Genomic DNA, 16,766 nt, shown 5'->3' with positions numbered 1-16,766 from the left:
AAATAATCAAGAGTTTAGTAGTAATAATCATTATATCTACTTTACCTGCCTGCGATAAATCCCCTTCCGAGCACCTTAAAGCCCTTACCGAAGACAAATACCCTGTGGCAAATATGCCAGATGAGCCGTTAGAAACCCCACTTGAGATTAACATCGAACCCAAGCGCTTAGCCATGACCAGCTCATGGAGCGCAGGGATAAAAGACGATGGCACGTTATGGACATGGGGTACAGATGGTCTACTGCGTGATACCAAGACAGGACAAGATCCAACGCCTAGGCAAGTCGAGGGTGTGAATGATGCGGTAGCAGTTTCAGGCGGTGGTGGACATATGTTATTACTACGTAAAGATGGCACAGTATGGGGCTGGGGCAGCAACAGATATGGAGAGATAGACCCTAGTGATGACGATACTTTTATAGAAGAGTTACGAGAGATTAAAGGTATCGAAAACGTGATAGGTATTTCTGCTGGCACACAAGTTTCTTTTTTTATTAGTAATGAAAAAGATGTTTTTGTACTTGGAAATAATGAGTATGGAGTTCTTTCTACTGATAAAGATAAAATTCTAAATAAGCCGACTAGGATTAAAGGTCTGAGGAGTATCGTAAAAATCCTAGGAGGAGCCGACTCATTTCTGGCGTTAAATGTTGAAGGTGACTTGTACTCTTCAGCAAGTTCAAGTCATAGTCTTGGCAAAGAAAACGTCAAAGCATTAGTCACAGAAACTGGTAAGAAATACTTCCCTGTCACCAGAATTGAACTAAAGAAACGGATCGTAGACTTTGACTATAGCTATGCTAATTTAGCTTTATTAGAAAATGGAGAGGTATGGAGCTGGCGAGATACTAACTATACAGGATCTGGAAAATCTAAAGACAGTTTTGTTTTTACCCCTACTAGAATCCTAGGTTTGTCAAAAGTTAACAAGGTTAATGCGTTTTCAGTTAATACCAACGATGGAGATTTATACTTGTGGGGGCTATCTACAACTAAATGTGAAAAATGTTCGAATGGGGGAAATTCCTCTTACTTCTATCAACCAGTTTTGATAAGTAACGATATAAAAATAAATCAATTCGCCGATAGTTTTTCAAGCACTGCATATATTGATGATAATGGTTATGCATGGTTTGTTGGTAACAATAGACACGGAGAAAAGGGGACTGGAGAAGTGCAAACTGACGAGTATATAACCAAAGAAAAATTACTCGTTCCTGAAAAATCACTATTTAATATTCATGCTAATAAATAATTAACTAACTTTAAAAGTAAGAAGGCTCACTATCAAAGAAAACATCACATGACCATAAAATCCTTATTTAGACCATTATTACTAGCCATAACCCTGCTACCACTCTCTGCGTGTAGTGCTCTTGTTGGACCCAAAGATTTAACTATTGAGTACGATGAAGAAGTTAAGTTGCATAATGGCGAGATGATATGGGTGCATATCACACGGCATTACATAGAAGGAGGCGGTAAAGAGATTTCCGAGATGTTTCGTGGAGGTGGCAAGAGTGTCATTCCTACGCACGTTGAGATTAGCTGGGATACGGGGTTTGAGGGTGTGGGGCGGAAGTCGGTTTATTTTAAAAGCTATGTTGGCATTATCGATAAATATAATGGTAAGTGGTATGTAGTAGGTAATAAAAATACGACTGATAAGAATCTATATGAAGATTCGATTAACTGTAATTCTGTAGGCGCTTTTATAGGACGATTACGTTGTGTTGTCGCTCTTAATCAGCAAGGCGATTTTGTCAAAGCTTTGTCTGAGGATTTATACCATATTAATAGCACGAATATCATTTATCCGTCAGACGTTGAGGGATGGGGTTCAGTCCCTAGGACGTTAGATGGTAGAAAAATTACATGGAATGAAAAACTTTCTCTTGGAAACGAACGATACAAACTCTTAAAAGATGAAGAAATTTCAACACAAATAATCAATAACAAGGAGAAATAAAGATGAGTAATTTGACTAATCAACAGAAAGCTACATATGCTCTATTAGCCGACAATGTTTACTGGGATGTCAGATATGGCTATGATGAAAAGTGATAGCTTCATATTAGAGCCCTTTATAGTGGTGATGTGAACTATTTAGCCTGCTATGACGCAAGGTATGCGGGTATTACCACCTTTTGTCTTCATGGCTAAATCCATGTCGATATTTTCTTTCTCTAAATTTTTTTTGTTCATTGATGGTTTGCCTTTCAAAATAAAGTAATAACCAAAGCCTTCAGCTTCACCATCATACACAAAGCTTGAAATACGAAGTACTCTTACCCCAAATTTAGTAAAATCGACATCCATATTTACGGTGCGTTGTTGTTCAGATTTTTTGTATGTTGTGCTTATTAGTTTGACGCCGTTAATCTTGTAGTCATTACCTATAGCAAACTGATTCTGAGATATACGATTCACAGTGCTTTCTTGCAAGGCAAAAGCAATACCAGCGATATTCTGTCTATAAACAGAATCACACTCAAGAGTAGATTTCGTTACTAAAGACTCAATATCTACTTCTATGTAATGGTTTGGGCTATCGTTATGGACTGCTATGGCATTGCTAGACATAGGAAATAGTAGACTTATCGCACAAGCGCTAAAAATGCTTGTTCTAACGTATTGTAATCTAGCCATGTTCAATTACCTTGATTGTTTTTGATTTGATCTTAAGTCAGTTTTGGATTGGTATCTTATCTTGATGATACGCCCTAGAATTGTTCAGCGTAGATCCAGCGCTCTATACTATCATCAGGGTTGAGCGTCCAAATTACATTGTAAATGTGCTGCTTATTAATATAGCTAGCTGTTAAGTACAATTTTTTGGATGTGGTATCGCTATAAACCATGTGCGTGCCTTTTTCAACGCCCTTAATATCGTCAAGATAAGACTTAGGGATACAAGGAGTATGGTGTGGTCTGCTAAAGCAGATGCTTTGGTATTCGTTATTCTTATAGGTAATGTGAACATTGAGGTTGTCACTGGCAAGAATCTCATTATTTTCAGTGCTTAATACTGAATTTCCTTGTTGCAAGTCGTTAATTCTAGAAGCATGAATATAACCATCGCCTTTTGGTGTAGTAGAAAAGCAAAAATCTCCAAACCTACCACCTTCATTATGGCAGTAAACGAGGGTACCGCTTTTTACCTTGGCAGTTATAACGGAAGCCAAACTGGGTAAAGCTCTTAAATTGGTGTCGCCATCATTATCATAAATAACGCCATAACCGCTAATGTCTTTTTTCAGATAGGTCGCCGCATATGCAGAGACTGATAGCAATGTAATCGTGGAGACCACTAATACTTTTGATAAAATGATGTTCACCATTAATGATCCTTCATGTTTTGAAGTAATATTTAACTCGATATGGATCAGATCTAGGCGCTGATATCGACGATTTATAGTCAAATAAAAGCTAGTTGCGGTGATTTTTATTTATCTAGAGCTGTTGTTCTCAAGTTCTGTGTTTGGTGGTTCGGGTCTAATCATCCAGAGCCTAAGATGATCTGATGCTGTTTGTCTTTGTAATTTTCTAATCGGTATCCAACCTACTTTAGTACTAATACCACTGACGTCTTCATTACCCGCCTGTGATCAAAATCCCTCCAAACGCTCACCGAAATTAATTATTAAGCTTATCTCCTTTCTTTTTCTTATCTTAGATATACTTTCAATAGCTTCCTACTCAATGACTTCAGTTTCACAAGTGCTATCGTTAGCACTGACTGATATTATTGTATCTGCATTATGATCGAAATCTATAGCGTCAAAATACTGACAGTTAAATGATTGAATTTCGAGGGTGTAGGATCGATGTTTTGGGTTAAGTTCTTTATGAATATTTCATCTCTATATTATATTTTTCAGAAGGGTAAGGTTGAATGACTTTTATATTTAGAGAAATTACGGACGACGACTTAGATTTACTTTTCGCTTCACCAGACGTTAAAGAAGCGCTCTATGGTATATTTTTTGACAGACAACATGCTGGATGCCTGATTGATTGTAGCTGGAGAGTAGCTGTCATTGAAGCAACAGGCGAGATGATTTTCAATATAGGTAATTATTCGTCTATGAAAGGAGATACGCCACGTTACGCCTATTTATTTAATAAGGGTATCTGTACTATTATTGAAACAGCAGAGGGTTATGAGCTATCCATATACTATTGTTCTTCTATGTTGAGGGAAAGCCTGCCTCACATTAAAGAAGTAATGACGCAAGCGCTTATTTATGGTGGTGATATGCTAATGGGAAACAATCTTAAGGGGTTGCCTGAAAAAATAAAACGTATCGCTATGAGTAGAACTTATACATTTATTGAAAGCAAACAGCTGTACTTTCGTTAATCCTAACCACTTTTAAACCAATGATTAAAAGAAAATACGATGAGTGATTATATCTATAGAGAAATCACCAAATGAGATATCGATCAATTATATGCTTCGAGGGATGCTGAAAAATGGCTAATTCCATACTATCAGGGTCCAAAGACCTACTACGATGTTGGAAAGGAAAGCATAGCAGAACCCATAGCGTATGAAGAGTGGAAGTTGTTTCGTTTTTCAGAAAATTTCGAACGTTATGATACAGCAGCATGGTTTATGTATTTAGAAAAAGATGGTTCTTTGTTAATTATGCAAGATAGATGGCCATTAGAAAACGATAAACACCCTATATATCCCAATAGAGAGCAAGAGTTCGTTATTCTTTTTTATTCTAAATCGCTTGAAAATACGATTCAAAAGATTTGTGAGTTGGTGGTTAATACTGCCACCCAAGGGGGCGTCTACTTAACAGGAAAACCCGAACCTGATTATTGGGTTGATCCAATTGTTACTTACAGAATGGCAGCACCTAACGACTACGGGAAATACTACTAATGAATATTAATGAGATGAGTAAATATATATATCGGGACATTACAGAACAAGATTTAGACGAACTCTACGCTTCACCAGAAGCTGAAAAGTGGCTAGCACCACATTATGCATTAAGAAAATATAACAATGCTGTGAGGAGTATGAATTTAGTAGAGCCCAGTGCGACAAAAGCATGGAAATTATTTTTATTTTTAGAAGACCATGAGAGAAGAGACGAAATATCAGACTGGTATGTTTACTTAAATAAAGATGGCTCTACATTGATTATGCAGGAGAGGTTTCCTATGCCGCCACCATATGAAATATATTCAATAGATCCTGACCGTGAACAACAGTTTGTGGTGCTCTATTGCTCAGAAGCTCTTGAAAGTGATATTCAGCAAATTTGTGAACTAGTCGTTAGTATTGGCACGACACCTTCAGGTGAAAATGACATAACATCTTGGACAGCATCAGACTTTTGGGAAGACCCTATTATCTCATACAAAATGGCAGCACCTAATGACTACGGGAGATACAAATAATGAATATTAATGAGATGTCAGGACAGCAGTTGATTGATTATATTAACAATGCTGATAAGCAGTTCATGATTCAAGAGCTAAAAGACATTATTCAGCAAGCATCATCATTAGCATGAGTCGAAGGCGCCGCTGATGATGCAGCATATTAAATAAAACTTACTTCTGCTTAGAACTTCTCTCATCAGCCTCATCTTTACCAATCACATCGAACTCTTCTAAGCACAGTTTGTCATATTCTTTTTTACAAAAACTAGGGTCGATTTTGCACATGGCAGCTTGTAATTGATCGAGGCGGTTTTCTGATTGCTGAATGTGTTCTAGCATTTTAGCAAATGCTTCTGCAACGGGATCTTGTGAAGTTGGATCGATACCATAAGCCTGAAATGCCGTATCACGTGCGGTGGTTTGTTTTGAGGTCGCTGATTTTTCTTGTGACTTAGCGTCTGGTGATTTTTCGGCAATGGGATTGCCTTTTTCATCATGATGATCGGAAATCATACGAGCCGCATTGCCGACCATCGTAGCGCCTGCTGGTACAGGTTTTACCACCACCGCGTTTGAGCCGATTTTGGCATTTTTGCCGACTGTAAATGGCCCTAATACTTTTGCACCAGCGCCAACCGTCACGCCATCTTCTAGCGTGGGATGACGTTTGCCATTATTCCATGAGACACCGCCAAGGGTGACACCGTGATATAAGGTGACATCGTTGCCAATCTCAGCAGTCTCACCGATGACCACACCGACACCATGATCAATAAAAAAGCGTTTACCGATTTTGGCCGCAGGGTGAATCTCGATGCCTGTGATGATACGCGAGCCGTAGGAGATAACACGCGCTGCCAGTTTTTGCTCATTATGCCAGAGGCAATGCGCCCCGCGATGCAAGATAAGCGCGTGAATACCTGGATAGGTTAGGATGACTTCCATACTATTGCGCGCCGCAGGATCACGGGTGAATACTGCATCGATGTCTTCTTTCAAATCTTTTTTTATATTAGCAAGCGATTTGAAAAATTTGGATGGCAATGACATAAAGCGTCCTATCTATTCGTCGGTAGAGGGTCGTTGCTAAAACAGCGAGGTCTCTATTCTGTGGTCATAAGGTTCGGATAATAAGGAATACGTATTTTCGCTAAGCTCTTTTAAGTTATAGCAGCTTTGCACCATAAAATATAGTGAAGCGCTAGTAAATTAAAGCAAACCTCAAATTAAAATAAGCCGATGAACCCTAGGGCGTGTTTGATATTCGACCATGGTAAAAAACACTCCTGTCTCCTTCTGTTAATATGGGAGCTGATGCTAAATCTCTCCCCTCAGATCTATATGAGCAGTGCGTTTTAAACCTCGTTAAGGCATGATCATTACCGTCGTTTTACGCCTTATCTGGAACACAGCGTAGATAAAATGCAGCAATCAGCAGTGCCTATTTGTGAGTATCAAACACGGCCTAATTTATTTTAATCTTTTGAGAGCTTGGCAATCAAAGCGCTTAGTAGTTGATACTCTTTTTGATCAAGCTGTAAACGTGACCCAAGTCTAGATAGGCGTGATGGCAATGATTTTAGATGTTCGCTATTTGCCAGACCACGGTGAACCATAAGGTCGGTGGTACGCTGAGTGAGCTGTTGTAGCTGCTGCTGAGTGATAGCAGGCTCATCCCATTGCTGACGTAAATACACATCGAGCGATGGTTGAATAGTAGCGTTCAAATCAGTATCTAAACGTTCCGCTGTTTGAGTGTGCGTTTGCGCATAAGCAAAGACAAAGCTGGCGATGACTTGCACAGCTGAGGCGACATTCAATACAGGATAAGCAGGATTGGCATCAATTTGAATATGATAATCTGCATAAGCCAACTCTTCATTAGTCAAACCGCGATCTTCACGTCCAAACAAGATAGCAATATTTGGTTTGCTATAAGTAGTCGCCGATTGGCTATCAGCGTTACTATCGTCTGTACGCAATGCCGATTGTTTGTCGATAAAATCAAACATGATTTTGGCAGCTTGCGTGGGTGTCACGACAGGGCGAGGCAAATGACGACTGCGACTGCTGGCCGCAAAAACCAACTGGCAGTCGGCAATGGCAGACTCTAAGGTAGGTGCAATCAAGGCTGATGAGAGTAGGTCACTGCCACCTGCTGCGTGAGAGATACTGGTCTCATCAATTGGTCGCTTAGGGTCGACAACTGTCAAACGAGACAGACCCATTGTGTGCATCGCACGTGCTGCTGAGCCGATATTAGCAGGCAAAGTCGTATTGACCATGACGACTTGTAAGCAATCAAGGTAGTCACTCACTGTGTGCGCTGCTGGTTCTGGCATTGGTACTGATTCTGGGGTTGTCAATGATGGAGCACTGTTACTCATTTATTGCCCCAATCTTAGATTGATTTCTTGTTCGGCACGGTGTAATGCGATAGCAATCTCTTCAATAAGAACCGCTTGCTCACCGATACGGCGTTCACGGCACTGCTCTTGTAATTGACTGCTAAGGTTTGCCAGTTGTACCGTTCCCAAGTTGGCACTCGCGCCTTTTAGCGCATGTGCAATCTCAAAGCCATTGGCATTATCATTCTCTCTTTGGGCAGTGCGCAGTGTGACCACACGCTGTTTACTGTCAGCGATATATACTTGGATCAAACCAGAGAAATCTTCTTCGAGCAGTTCACGCATGTCTTCAAACTGCTCATGATTAATGACTTCTTCAGCTTGCTTCGTTATATTTTTATTTGTGTTTTCGTCCATGGTATATGTCCAATTGTTAAAAGTTAAAGCAATAAGGTTAGGGCATGTGCTATCACACCCTAACTATAATAAATTTCTTGATGCCACTAAAGCGGTTAACTGTAATGAAAGTGTAGGTTATCTTCACTAATCATATTTTTTAATTGCTGTAAATTGTCATCACTAGGGTAGATGCGCCAATGCTCAGACAACCCGACATTAGCAATACCAAATTCTTCATAAACGCTCAGTCCAAGCGGCAGGCAGTTATCATTGATAGAAGCATCCGTATTACTCAAGGCTTGATTTGCATAGCTTGATGGCATGCCGTTTGAATGAGCCGCGTCGTGATTCATGCTGTTTTCGAGAGCCAACAAATCATTGCCATTTTCATCATATAAACTGCCGCCCATCGCAGGATCATAAGCGCCACTGCTACTATTACTGCCTTGTTCGTCTTGCTCATTGTTATAAGCCAAACGTGGTTCGGGAATGATATCAGCTTGTGCTGATTTGAGTAATGGCTGCAAATGCGTGAGCAGATTGATGTCGCTACCGTGAATTTTGATACTGATTTTTTTGAGCCAACGCAGCCTAGCATCTACCATACTCATGGCACTATCGAGGCGCGCAAACAAGCGTCCATCACGTTCGCGTATACTCCCTTTTATGATGACGACCTCATCGATTTTCAACTGTTCTTTAACACGATTGAAACGTTCGGCATAGCAACTGACTTCTAATCTTGAGGTGCCATCATCTAAAATGATCACGTTACGATTGCCGAAGTTGGCGATGTCGATAATCAATCCTGAAAAGTAACAGCTGCCGTTATAGCCAGTATCCGTTAACTTGTTGAGTCTTATACCTGACGTATAGCGCTTTAATTCATCCAAGTATTCATTGATTGGATGCCCCGTTAAGTACAATCCTAAGGTGTTCTTTTCTGCTTTTAGGCGATGTTTGTCACCCCAGATTAGCTCTGGTGTCATAACGAGTGGCGGCGCTGCGACCACACCATCCATTTCACCAAACAAATCCATCATGCCAATTTCGCGGTTTTGACGGTCTTGCTCAGCGGCTTGTACGGCGCTTGGCAGTTGACTCATTAAGGCACCGCGAATCTCGTAAGCTTCATCGGCTGGCAAGTCAGGTCGCAAGGTTGCGGCAAAGTCGTCAAAACAGCCCGCGCTGACCAATGCTTCAAGGGTGCGCTTATTGACCTTTTTGATATCAACACGGCGGCAAAAGTCATATAAATCTTTGAAAGGGCCTTCGCGGCGACGGGCTTCTACAATGGATTCAACCGCACCTTCACCAACGCCTTTAATCGCGCCCAAACCATAAATGATATTGGTTGGCGTGTCAGCGACGAAATGCCATTCACTGCGATTGACGGATGGATTCACCACGGTCAATTCAAAGTTTTCGCGGCAGTCATTGATAAAGAACACCACGTTGTCCGTGTTGTTCATATCAGAAGTTAAGACCGCTGCCATAAATTCGGCAGGATAGTACTGCTTTAGATAAGCCGTCTGATAAGCCAAGACGCCATAAGCGGCAGAATGCGATCGGTTAAAACCGTAACCCGCAAACTTTTCCATCAAATCAAATACACCACCTGAGGTGACTTCATCGATACCTTGCGCGGTGGCACCAGTGACAAAGATATCGCGCTGCTTGGCCATCTCTTCCGGTTTCTTTTTACCCATGGCACGGCGAAGCATATCCGCACCGCCCAAACTATAACCTGCCATCACCTGTGAGATTTGCATCACCTGTTCTTGATAGACAATAACGCCATTGGTGTTTTCTAAAATTGGCTCAAGATTGGGATGGTCATAAATAACTTCCTCGCGACCATGTTTACGGTCGATATACATCTCTACCATGCCCGCATCGAGTGGACCTGGACGATATAGCGCACACATGGCGATGACATCTTCGATGTTGGTCGGCTGCAATTTGGCCAGATATTTTTTCATACCCATGCTTTCTAACTGAAAGACAGCAGTGGTTTTGGCATCTTGCAATAGCTTATAAGCTTTTTTGTCATCTAACGGCAAGTCTTCTAGGATCAATGCTTCCTTGCCTTCTTTGGCACGGCGCAAGTTGATGTTTTCAACCGCAGCATTGATGACGGTTAAGTTACGTAGACCCAAAAAGTCAAACTTCACCAGACCAACGGCCTCGACGTCATCTTTATCAAATTGACTGACACGGTGACCTTCATCATCACAGTAGATGGCGCTAAAGTCAGTGATTTTATGCGGAGCAATCAGTACGCCACCAGCATGTTTACCGACGTTTCGACAGACGCCTTCAAGCTTAATCGCCATTTCCCAAACTTCAATCGCATCTTCATAATCCATATTATCAGGATTAGAGATTAAGTCTTTGAGCTGTGGCTCTTGCTCAAGCGCTTGACTCAGCGTGATGCCTGGTGTTTTTGGGATAAGCTTGGATATTTTATTGGCTAAAAAGTACGATTTACTTTGTACACGGGCTACGTCACGTACCACGGCTTTTGCCGCCATGGTACCAAAAGTAATAATCTGCGAGACCGCGTCACGGCCATAAGTTTGCGCCACATAATCAATGACGCGATCACGACCCTCGATACAAAAGTCAATATCGAAATCGGGCATCGATACCCGTTCAGGGTTCAAGAAGCGCTCAAATAACAGATCGTAATGAATGGGATCAAGGTCGGTAATGTTGAGCGCATAAGCGACCAGCGAGCCTGCACCAGAACCACGGCCTGGTCCAACGGGCACGCCATTGGCTTTTGCCCAACGGATAAAGTCCATGACGATTAAGAAGTAACCAGGGAATCCCATGGATAAGATAACTTCTAGCTCATACTCTAGACGCTCATCATATTTTTGGCGGAAGTCGCTCCAATGTTCAGTACGCTCGGCGACAGGGAAGAGCTTATCCAAGCGATTATTAAGGCCACGTACTGACTCTGCCCGAAAAAACGATTCAATCGTCTCGCCTTCAGGTACAGGAAAGTCGGGCAATACATTGATACCCAGTGTCAAGGTCACATTGCAACGTGTGGCTAAGCGTAAAGTATTGTCAATGACCTGTGGAATATCAGCAAACAATTGCGCCATCTGCGCTTGAGTCTTTAGATACTGCTCATCTGAATAGGTCTGAGGACGGCTTGAATCTGCAAGAACATACGAGCCTGCGATACAAACACGGGCTTCATGTGCATCAAAATCATCTTGCTCTAAAAAACGCACGTCATTATGGGCAATGAGTGGAATATTATGCTTAGCGCCTGCATGAATTGCGGCTTTAATAAAAGCATCCTCGCCTGAGCGATTGGTACGCTTGATGGCAAAGTACAAACGATCATCAAATTGCGCTTGCCATTCTATCAATAGCTCATCGGCTTTTTCAGGCATTGAACCGACCAATGCCTGACCAACGTCTGACTTTTCAGTAAACAAGACAATCACGCCTGCCGCATGCTCTAAAATATGACTGCGCTTGACGACTGGTACGCCATGATTGGCATCATCGGCACGCCCTTCGGTAAACCCGAGCGATACGATACGGGTAATGTTTTGATAGCCCTCGTTGTCCATCGCTAATAGGGTTAGTCGTGTGTCTTCATTTTCCATGATGACTTCGCTGCCGATGATGGGTTTGATACCAGCACCTAGGCAGGCACGATAAAACTTTACCGTGGCATACAGGTTGGACAAGTCGGTCAATGCTAGAGCGCGCTGCTGGTCAGCCGCAGCGGCTTTCACTAGCGGCTTGATACGCACGATAGAGTCGGTGATTGAATATTCGCTGTGGATACCAAGGTGTACAAATGCCATAGAAGACTCTTACTAGTACGATCAAAAGCAATACGCTACCGATAAAATAAATGAGTATTATCAGTTATTTATATTGATATTCTGAGGTGAATAAGACCTCGGTAGCCATGTTGATACGTTTTAAATGGGGTCGTCAATAATAGCATTATTTGCCGCAGACAGCCACTGATTCCAAGGGTTTAATCTGAGTGGGAGGGTTGAAAGTATTTGCCAGATATGTGATATCGTTGAAAAAATATGTACCTATTTAGACGCTGCTAAAAGACTTTTGAAGTTGGGTTTAAGTATAGGGCATGTCCTCAATTCAAACGATAGTTATCTAACTGGGCTAAAAACGGCTAAATTTTGTCAAACACCGTCAAACACCGTCAAACATCGTCAAATAGCTGGTCAATATCTCGATATTATCGACACTGTTTTTCTCGCTTGACGGTAATTTATCTCATTTTTATCCCCATTTTTGAAATGAGGACACGGCCTAGTTTAAAACGATCAATTGGGCTGCTGCAAAAAGGTTTTTTCATCTTCGGTAGAGTCACGATTTAGTGCATTATTACGATACGGATATCGCCCAAATCGATCAATGATTTCCTTGTGACGCTGTTCAAAATCTAGTGTGGTCGCATCATCCAGTTGTTCAAATAATGGCAGATAGCGCTCGTGGATGACTGCCGATTCAGAGTGCATAAACGGTATGATAATAAATCTACGCCATTGCATCGGTAAGGTGTCAAAATAAGGCTTTTGAATGGCTTCTTGGGCGAGTGCTAATGCCATACCATCTTGCGCAAATGCACTTGATTGTCCGCGACATAAATTGCGTGAAAACTGATCCAGCACAATAATTTCTGCCAAGCGTCCTGCCAATGCCGTTATCGAGCTATTACCATCCAATGAAGACTCTGCGATACGCCAAGTGACACATTCGCCTTGTTTGGCTGCCTGCCAAATACGGCCAAAATTTTCCTGTATCTGCTTATCGAAACGATCGTTTTGTGCAAACCAATAAGTCTCATTTTTTTTATCAAACCAAAAATCTAACACGGCACGCGCATCAGGGTTGAGGTAGGTCAAATCTACACTTTTTGGATTTAATTGGACTGAATGGGATCGGCTGGCAGAGGTGGAATAATCGGTTGAGAGTGCCATAAACTATTCTAATTATGATGAATTTAGTCTACTATAGCGCGAAATATTATTCGCTACTGTTATCAAATGCTATCGGGTGCACCATCATGAATACATCGTCTACCAATCCAACTTTTACCAAATCTACCAGCCAGTCTATCAACGTGCCAACGCCGTACTATTTACTCGATGAAGCTGCCATCGTTGCCAATATGCAAATCATTGCACGGTTGTGTGAGCTGTCCGGTGCAAAGGCATTATTAGCACTGAAATGCTTTGCCACATGGGGCGTGTTCGATATTATGCAGCCGTATTTGCATGGCACTACCTCATCGTCACTTAATGAAGTCCGTCTGGGCTATGAGACTTTTGGCAATAATGATGATGCGAGTAGCAAAGACAAAAAAGAAACGCATGCCTACAGCGTGGCGTATAGTGCAGGTGAAATCCCTGAGGTATTAAAATACGCGGATAAAATCATCTTTAACTCTATCTCGCAGCTCAATACTTTTAGCGAGCAGGCACGTGCGCAAGACATTCCTGTCGGGCTGCGTCTAAACCCAAAAACCAGTAATTCATCGTTTATTATCGCTGATCCGGCTCGTCCTTTTAGCCGTTTGGGTGAGCATAACAAAGATAAAATCACTGCGGTACTTGGTGATATCACTGGGGTTATGATTCATAACAATTGTGAAAATGATAGCTTTGAAGCGTTTAGTGAAAGTCTGGCAGATATTGAAAACAGGTTTGGCGATATTCTGGCGCAATTAGAGTGGGTAAGCTTAGGCGGTGGTATCCACTTTATTGCGCCTGATTATCCACTGGAAAAGCTCGCTGAAAGGTTAAAAGGGTTTAGCGAACAGTATGGCGTGCAAGTCTACCTTGAACCGGGTGAAGCGAGCATTCATGGCGCTGGCTCGTTAGTCACGACCGTATTGGACACCATGCACAATGAAAAGCATCTTGCCGTGGTTGATTCGTCCATCGAGGCACATATGCTTGATCTACTGATTTACCGCGAGTCAGCACCTATTGCTGCCATCAATAATACAGCAATGGATATCGCTCCTATTGGTCATTCAGTGATTGAGACGTCAGAACCTATTCTCGACAGTGAGATAGACAGTACGCTCATTTATGGTCGCTCGTGTTTGGCAGGGGATATTTTTGGTGAGTACGACTTGCCAAGTAACTTACAGATAGGCGATCAGATTACCTTTGGTAATGCCGCAGGTTATACCATGGTGAAGAAAAACTGGTTCAATGGTGTCAACATGCCAGCGATAGTCATCCGCCGATTGGATGGCAGTCTCGATATCCAGCGTGAGTTTGATTATCAAGATTATAAGGCAAGTTTGTCTTAATATTCAGAATTGAGTATTAGCATCATATTTACATTGTTAATAAGATTGATGTTTATTCATGAATTTTTGCCAAAAAGAGATTAAAAAATTGTTATAATCGCCTCGGGCAAACAGTCATTGGCAGAAAATGATGCTTGCCCGACGGGTGCGTGGGTTTTCCTCGGTCTTCCTTTTTAATTCACGCATATCATTCACTCGTTTCTGTTTTGCATAGCCGCTATCAATGGTATCGACAGGGACACAAAGGAGGATTGTTCATTGAACACAAACCAACAAGCTACAACCAACAAAAAAGACGTGCTCATCATTGGAGCAGGCGGTGTCGCTCAAGTGGTTGCGCATAAATGTGCAATGCATAATGACGTGCTTGGCAATATTCATATTGCGTCGCGCACGGTAGATAAGTGTGATGCCATCGCCCAAAGTGTACAAGAGAAAGGCAGCTTTAAGCAGCCAGCGACTTTGCATACGCACCAAATCGATGCCATGGATATCCCTGCGCTGATCCAGCTGATAAAAGACACAGGCATCCAAATCGTCATCAACGTTGGCTCACCTTTTTTGAATATGAGTGTGCTAGAAGCTTGTATCGAAACGGAAGTTGCTTATATTGATACGGCTATTCACGAAGATCCTCGTAAGATCTGTGAGACGCCGCCATGGTATAACAACTATGAGTGGAAGCGTAAGCAGCGCTGTGCGGACAACAAAATTACCGCTATCTTAGGTGCAGGATTCGATCCTGGTATGGTCAACGCTTATGCGCGTCTTGGCTATGACATGATGGATGCAGGCTCGGTCACAGACATCGATATTATCGATATTAATGCTGGTAGCCATGGCAAATATTTCGCCACTAACTTTGATCCTGAGATTAATTTCCGTGAATTTACGGGTACTGTTTACTCTTGGCAAGATCGTAAGTGGCAGTCAAACAAAATGTTTGAAGTGAAGCGTACGGATGATCTGCCTGTTGTAGGTATGCAAAACAGCTATCTAAGTGGGCATGATGAGATTCACTCATTATCAGCCAACTTAGATGTGCCAAACATTCGCTTTTGGATGGGTTTTGGTGAACACTATATCAATGTCTTTACTGTGCTTCAAAGCCTAGGCTTGTTGTCTGAGCAGCCTGTCATGACGGCTGAAGGGCAAGAAGTCATCCCGCTAAAAGTGGTGAAAGCCGTACTACCAGATCCAAGCTCTTTAGCAGCAGAATATACGGGCAAGACTTGTATCGGTGACAAGGTTAAAGGCAAGATAGATGGCGTGGATAGCGAAGTGTTTATCTACAACGTCTCTGATCACAAAGAAGCCTTTGAAGCCATGGGCAGCCAAGGTATTTCTTATACTGCGGGTGTGCCACCTGTCGCGGCCGCTATGCTTGTTGCTACCGGTGAATGGGACGCAGGCAAGATGGTCAACGTCGAAGAGCTTGATGCCAAGCCACTTATCAATCTATTGAATAAGATTGGTTTGCCAACTCGTATCAAAGACGAGAATGGTGATAGAGCGCTTGAGTTTGATATTTAATTAGCAAACGTTATTTAGAAAAGCCTGTCTTTTATAGATAGGCTTTTTTATGTCTGGGTTTTTACTGTAATTTTATGAGAAGGTATGGGAGCCAAACTTGCCACCTGCTATTATCTACCATTTCTACTAGGAATTCTCATTTGAAAGAATTCCTCTTGCGAGCCTAAAATTGCAGTGTAATTTTTTTACGGCTCTCAGGGCTAGAGGTGGCATCACGTTCTTGTTAGTATTTATCGTGGTTTGAACAAGTTTTTTTGTCGGTGCGATGGGCGCACTCTACTACTGAAGAGATTCTACGGCAGCTTTGGGTTTGTTTTCTGAGACAACAAAGCGGTCAAATAGTACGGTACGTAAAATAAAATTAACAGATAAAGGACAACACATGAGCTTCAGCGGATTATTTATATGGGACATAAAGAACGGCAAACCAACCAGCTATAGTGACGCGCAGGACATGGAAACGCAGGTGTCACACAATGCGCCAAAAAGGTATAATCCCGCCTTTATAGCAGTTGCCAAAGCAGTAGAGCAGTTTATAAAAGAAGCCAAAGCCTACTATGATGATGAAATCCTTAACATGTATAGTGACATGACAGACTGGATGGTCGATTTTACTAACCCTGTCTTAAGCATTGATCATGCTCCTGAGGAGCTCGCCATTGAGTTTTCTGCGATTATTATCAAAGCAGCGCAAGAGCATAACCTTGTAGTATTGCATCAAGAGATCGAAGTGGTGTTTTTACCTGATGGT

Annotated in this window: 15 protein-coding genes; 8 read left to right on the top strand and 7 right to left on the bottom strand. The window is 42.0% G+C overall.

From position 1 onward, the window contains the following. Both QL982_RS12450 and QL982_RS12445 read left to right on the top strand, forming a co-directional pair. Positions 1-1,256: hypothetical protein (locus tag QL982_RS12450; protein WP_290190351.1), on the top strand; the 1,256-nt coding region annotated here is incomplete at its 5' end. A 48-nt stretch (positions 1,257-1,304) separates the two neighbouring features. Next, positions 1,305-1,970 carry a hypothetical protein gene (locus QL982_RS12445; protein ID WP_290164558.1) on the top strand — a complete coding sequence of 222 codons (666 nt, stop codon included), beginning with the start codon at positions 1,305-1,307 and terminating at the stop codon, positions 1,968-1,970. A 137-nt stretch (positions 1,971-2,107) separates the two neighbouring features. Here the strand turns inward: QL982_RS12445 and QL982_RS12440 are convergent, their stop codons facing one another. Beyond that, positions 2,108-2,650, bottom strand: a complete 543-nt coding sequence (locus QL982_RS12440) for a hypothetical protein (protein WP_290164560.1) — start codon at positions 2,648-2,650, stop codon at positions 2,108-2,110. A gap of 74 nt (positions 2,651-2,724) precedes the next feature. Next, positions 2,725-3,342: a hypothetical protein gene (locus tag QL982_RS12435; protein ID WP_290164562.1), complete on the bottom strand. Its 618-nt coding sequence runs from the start codon at positions 3,340-3,342 to the stop codon at positions 2,725-2,727. Between the two features lie 554 nt (positions 3,343-3,896). Here QL982_RS12435 and QL982_RS12430 point away from each other — a divergent pair. From QL982_RS12430 to QL982_RS12420, 3 genes are all read left to right on the top strand, one after another. After that, positions 3,897-4,364 carry a hypothetical protein gene (locus QL982_RS12430; RefSeq protein WP_290190350.1) on the top strand — a complete coding sequence of 156 codons (468 nt, stop codon included), beginning with the start codon at positions 3,897-3,899 and terminating at the stop codon, positions 4,362-4,364. A gap of 204 nt (positions 4,365-4,568) precedes the next feature. After that, on the top strand, positions 4,569-4,898 hold the full coding sequence (locus tag QL982_RS12425; RefSeq protein ID WP_290164566.1) for a hypothetical protein: 330 nt from the start codon (positions 4,569-4,571) through the stop codon (positions 4,896-4,898). After that, the gene (locus tag QL982_RS12420; protein WP_290190349.1) at positions 4,898-5,422 is read left to right on the top strand and encodes a hypothetical protein; all 525 of its coding nucleotides are present in this window, start codon (positions 4,898-4,900) and stop codon (positions 5,420-5,422) included. The genes QL982_RS12425 and QL982_RS12420 overlap by 1 nt, the downstream gene beginning before the upstream one ends. A gap of 156 nt (positions 5,423-5,578) precedes the next feature. Here the strand turns inward: QL982_RS12420 and cysE are convergent, their stop codons facing one another. The 5 genes from cysE to QL982_RS12395 form a co-directional block, all read right to left on the bottom strand. Next, a complete protein-coding gene (gene cysE / locus QL982_RS12415; protein ID WP_290164569.1) occupies positions 5,579-6,457 on the bottom strand; it encodes a serine O-acetyltransferase in 879 nt (292 codons plus the stop codon). A gap of 425 nt (positions 6,458-6,882) precedes the next feature. Continuing rightward, entirely contained in the window at positions 6,883-7,749 is an 867-nt protein-coding gene (locus tag QL982_RS12410) for an RNA methyltransferase (protein ID WP_290164582.1), read from the bottom strand. 45 nt (positions 7,750-7,794) lie between these two features. Continuing rightward, entirely contained in the window at positions 7,795-8,172 is a 378-nt protein-coding gene (locus QL982_RS12405; RefSeq protein WP_290164571.1) for an Hpt domain-containing protein, read from the bottom strand. A gap of 95 nt (positions 8,173-8,267) precedes the next feature. Beyond that, on the bottom strand, positions 8,268-11,990 hold the full coding sequence (gene dnaE, locus QL982_RS12400) for a DNA polymerase III subunit alpha (RefSeq protein WP_290164572.1): 3,723 nt from the start codon (positions 11,988-11,990) through the stop codon (positions 8,268-8,270). A gap of 492 nt (positions 11,991-12,482) precedes the next feature. Further along, positions 12,483-13,139 (bottom strand): DUF924 family protein, encoded by a 657-nt coding sequence (locus tag QL982_RS12395; protein ID WP_290164575.1) that lies wholly within the window; start codon positions 13,137-13,139, stop codon positions 12,483-12,485. Positions 13,140-13,225: 86 nt separating this feature from the next. Between QL982_RS12395 and QL982_RS12390 the strand changes: the two genes are divergently transcribed. The 3 genes from QL982_RS12390 to QL982_RS12380 all read left to right on the top strand — a co-directional run. Beyond that, positions 13,226-14,482, top strand: a complete 1,257-nt coding sequence (locus QL982_RS12390) for a carboxynorspermidine decarboxylase (RefSeq protein WP_290164576.1) — start codon at positions 13,226-13,228, stop codon at positions 14,480-14,482. A 258-nt stretch (positions 14,483-14,740) separates the two neighbouring features. Beyond that, positions 14,741-16,015, top strand: a complete 1,275-nt coding sequence (locus QL982_RS12385; RefSeq protein WP_290164579.1) for a saccharopine dehydrogenase family protein — start codon at positions 14,741-14,743, stop codon at positions 16,013-16,015. Between the two features lie 382 nt (positions 16,016-16,397). Beyond that, the coding region (locus QL982_RS12380) for a hypothetical protein (RefSeq protein ID WP_290190348.1) at positions 16,398-16,766 on the top strand (369 nt) is incomplete at its 3' end.

Source organism: Psychrobacter sp. 5A.1, from assembly GCF_030407455.1.
Taxonomy (GTDB): Bacteria; Pseudomonadota; Gammaproteobacteria; order Pseudomonadales; family Moraxellaceae; genus Psychrobacter.
This window is presented reverse-complemented; position numbering and strand designations above follow the sequence as displayed.

Excerpts from the sequence above, each read along its gene's own strand:
- QL982_RS12445 (WP_290164558.1), top strand. The coding sequence starts at position 1,305 with ATGACCATAAAATCCTTATTTAGACCATTATTACTAGCCATAACCCTG.
- QL982_RS12435 (WP_290164562.1), bottom strand. The coding sequence starts at position 3,342 with ATGGTGAACATCATTTTATCAAAAGTATTAGTGGTCTCCACGATTACA.
- QL982_RS12390 (WP_290164576.1), top strand. The coding sequence starts at position 13,226 with ATGAATACATCGTCTACCAATCCAACTTTTACCAAATCTACCAGCCAG.
- QL982_RS12420 (WP_290190349.1), top strand. The coding sequence starts at position 4,898 with ATGAATATTAATGAGATGAGTAAATATATATATCGGGACATTACAGAA.
- QL982_RS12410 (WP_290164582.1), bottom strand. The coding sequence starts at position 7,749 with ATGCCAGAACCAGCAGCGCACACAGTGAGTGACTACCTTGATTGCTTA.
- QL982_RS12395 (WP_290164575.1), bottom strand. The coding sequence starts at position 13,139 with ATGGCACTCTCAACCGATTATTCCACCTCTGCCAGCCGATCCCATTCA.
- dnaE (WP_290164572.1), bottom strand. The coding sequence starts at position 11,990 with ATGGCATTTGTACACCTTGGTATCCACAGCGAATATTCAATCACCGAC.
- QL982_RS12405 (WP_290164571.1), bottom strand. The coding sequence starts at position 8,172 with ATGGACGAAAACACAAATAAAAATATAACGAAGCAAGCTGAAGAAGTC.
- QL982_RS12430 (WP_290190350.1), top strand. The coding sequence starts at position 3,897 with ATGACTTTTATATTTAGAGAAATTACGGACGACGACTTAGATTTACTT.
- QL982_RS12440 (WP_290164560.1), bottom strand. The coding sequence starts at position 2,650 with ATGGCTAGATTACAATACGTTAGAACAAGCATTTTTAGCGCTTGTGCG.
- cysE (WP_290164569.1), bottom strand. The coding sequence starts at position 6,457 with ATGTCATTGCCATCCAAATTTTTCAAATCGCTTGCTAATATAAAAAAA.